At 60.3% G+C, this 3,023-nt stretch carries 4 protein-coding genes; 3 read left to right on the forward strand and 1 reads right to left on the reverse strand.

The window, feature by feature from the left end; all coding sequences use genetic code 11:
* Together AC1D06_RS42295 and AC1D06_RS42300 are read left to right on the forward strand one after the other, a co-directional pair.
* On the forward strand, positions 1-484 hold a 484-nt coding region (locus tag AC1D06_RS42295), incomplete at its 5' end, for an electron transfer flavoprotein subunit beta/FixA family protein (RefSeq protein ID WP_477991510.1).
* Positions 485-527: 43 nt separating this feature from the next.
* Positions 528-1,457, forward strand: a complete 930-nt coding sequence (locus AC1D06_RS42300; RefSeq protein ID WP_477991512.1) for an electron transfer flavoprotein subunit alpha/FixB family protein — start codon at positions 528-530, stop codon at positions 1,455-1,457.
* 22 nt (positions 1,458-1,479) lie between these two features.
* Here AC1D06_RS42300 and AC1D06_RS42305 read toward each other — a convergent pair whose 3' ends face one another.
* On the reverse strand, positions 1,480-2,271 hold the full coding sequence (locus AC1D06_RS42305) for a fumarylacetoacetate hydrolase family protein (protein ID WP_477991514.1): 792 nt from the start codon (positions 2,269-2,271) through the stop codon (positions 1,480-1,482).
* A gap of 257 nt (positions 2,272-2,528) precedes the next feature.
* Here AC1D06_RS42305 and AC1D06_RS42310 point away from each other — a divergent pair.
* The coding region (locus AC1D06_RS42310; RefSeq protein WP_477991516.1) for an ABC transporter permease subunit at positions 2,529-3,023 on the forward strand (495 nt) is incomplete at its 3' end.

Consider the following 3,023-nt stretch of genomic DNA (forward strand, 5'->3'; position numbering starts at 1 on the left):
GGAGATCGTCGAGCCGCTCGCCGTCGCCAAGCTGGTCAAGGGCGTGGTCGAGGCGGAACAGCCCGGCCTGGTGATCGTCGGCAAGCAGGCGATCGATGACGACAGCAACCAGACCGGCCAGATGCTCTCGGCGCTGCTCGGCTGGGCGCAGGCGACGTTTGCCTCCAAGGTCGAGATCCTGGGTGCCGACAGCGCCAACATCACCCGCGAAGTCGATGGCGGCCTGCAGACGATCGCGGTCAAGCTGCCGGCGGTGATCACCTCGGACCTGCGTCTCAATGAACCGCGCTATGCCTCGCTGCCGAATATCATGAAGGCCAAGAAGAAGCCGCTCGACAAGAAGAGCCCGGCAGACCTGGGCGTTGATATCTCGCCGCGCCTGAAGGTCCTCAAGACCGAGGAGCCGTCGGGCCGCAAGGCGGGCGTCAAGGTGAAGTCGGTAGCCGAGTTGGTGTCCAGCTTGAAAAGCGCCGGCGTGATTTGAAGCCAAGCAACGAGACCACGATAGAGATCCAGGATAGACCGATATGACCATTCTTCTTGTTGCCGACCACGACAATTCTGCCCTTTCCGRCCAGACCGCCAAGGTGCTGACTGCTGCCCAGAAAATCGGCGGCGACGTGCATGTACTGGTGGCCGGCAAGGGCGCCAAGGCTGCTGCCGACCAGGCGGCAAARCTYTCCRGCGTCGCMAAAGTGCTGCTSGCYGAYAGCGACGAATAYGGCCACAACATCGCCGAAGCGCTCGCCGCCCTGATCGTCAGCCTTGCTCCGAGCTATGACACGATCATCACCGCCGCCACCGCCACCGGCAAGAGCGTCTTCCCGCGGGTTGCCGCGCTGCTCGATGTGGCGCAGGTGTCCGAGATCATCGAGGTTGTCTCTGCCGACACGTTCAAGCGTCCGATCTATGCCGGCAATGCCATCCAGACGGTGCAGGCGACCGATGCCAAGAAAGTGATCACCGTGCGCACCGCGAGCTTCGCATCTGCAGCSGAAGGCGGCAGTGCAGCCGTGGAAGCAATCGCCTCTGCAGCCAATCCCGGTCTTTCCAGCCATGTCGGCGATGCCTTGTCGTCGTCGGATCGTCCGGAACTGACCTCGGCCAAGATCATCGTCTCGGGTGGCCGGGCGCTGGGGTCGTCGGAGAAGTTCCGCGAAGTCATCCTCCCCGTCGCCGACAAGCTCGGTGCGGCCGTCGGCGCCAGCCGCGCTGCCGTCGATGCCGGCTATGCACCGAACGACTGGCAGGTGGGGCAGACCGGCAAGGTGGTGGCGCCGGATCTCTATGTCGCGGTCGGCATTTCCGGTGCCATCCAGCATCTGGCCGGCATGAAGGATTCGAAGGTAATCGTGGCAATCAACAAGGACGAGGAAGCGCCGATCTTCCAGGTTGCCGACTTTGGCCTCGTGGCCGACCTGTTCGAGGCACTGCCCGAGTTTGACCGACAACTCTGAGCGTTGCGCAGTCGCAGCCGAGTTAGACCGGTCCCGTCGTGGCGCCTTCCGCTACAACAGGGTTTCGAAGGATTCCGATCTCCGGAATTTCGACTTCCAACTGATCACCGACAGCGATCGGTCCGACGCCTGCCGGCGTGCCCGTCATGATCATATCGCCAGGAAGCAATGTCATGAAGCGGCTGAGATAGCTGATGATCTCGGCCACAGAGAAGACCAGGTCGCGCGTGTTGCCGGCTTGTCTGACCACGCCGTTCTGGCGTGTGATCACCTGCAGGTTGGTCGGGTCGATATCCGTGGCAATGACGGGGCCAAGCGGGGCGAATGTGTCATAACCCTTGCCGGCGAGAAGGCAGCCGAACTTGCTCTCCTGCCTTTGCACGACGCGATCGCTGATATCGTTGCCGCAGCAATAGCCGAGCACGCAATCGAGCGCCGTTTCCACCGGAATGTGCCGTGCCTGCTTGCCGATAACGACAACGAGTTCGCCCTCATAGTGGACGATCTCTGCGCCATCGGGATAAGTCACCGCGTCGCCTTGTCCGATTGCAGCGGTGCTGGGCTTCATGAAAAGGACCGGAATGCTCGGCTGCTCCTTCCCGGTTTCGTTCGTATGGGCCCTGTAGTTGTAAGCTACGCCGAAGATCCGGGGGCTCTCGACAGGACAGAGCAGCTCCACCGAGGCGAGGTCATCGCGCTCTCCGGTTGGGCGAGTGTTTTCGAACGGCGTACTGTCAATGCGGTCGATGAACCCGTCATCCTTCAACACACCATAGTGGGCGCGGCCAGCGCGCATATAGCGAACGATCTTCATCGCCGGGAATTCCTCCATGCTTGGTATTTGCCAACGTTAGCGCAAAGTATTCAAGGACGTCAATATGCAGAATTTGAATATTCCGCGACTTATGCCCGCGTTTGGCACTTTTGACGTTGACATGTGTGCACCTCTCATGAGATTGTAATGCTAACGTTAGCGCAAATGCAGGAGGAGGCGTTGCGAATTGAGAAGTTGAAATCGGGCATGGGGCAGCGGGGCCGTTCTGGCGCCCTCATGGCCGAGGGAGGCTCGCAATGAGTGCAGTGCTCCTTCTGCAGTCGGCCGCTAGCGGTGTGTTGCTGGGTGGAATCTATGGCCTTCTAGCGATGGGGCTTAGCTTGAGCTGGGGTCTGTTGAAACTCGTCAATCTCAGTCATTTCGCGTTGGCGTTTCTGGGAGCCTACCTGACTTATCATCTCGGCACGGCCTACGGCGTGCCGGCCGTCTTCAGTGGCCTGTTGATCGTGCCGCTGTTCTTCCTTTTCGGTGTCGGTCTCCATGCCTTGTTCGTGCGGTTTAAGGTCAAGGAATTCGCATCGCTACTCGTGACGTTCGGCATCACGATCTTGATCGAGTCGTTGATCCAGTCGGTCTGGTCCGCCGACTATCTGCGCTATGAGACTCCATATGCGCAGTCGACATGGCGGATCGGCCCGGTCTTCTTGCCGATGCTCGATTCGATCGCTTTCATTTGTGCTCTGCTGCTGGCCGGTGGAGCATGGATTGTCCTCAACAAGACCATGCTAGGC

This window comes from Rhizobium sp. P2_G2, assembly GCF_056403555.1.

Excerpts from the sequence above, each read along its gene's own strand:
- AC1D06_RS42305 (WP_477991514.1), bottom strand. The coding sequence starts at position 2,271 with ATGAAGATCGTTCGCTATATGCGCGCTGGCCGCGCCCACTATGGTGTG.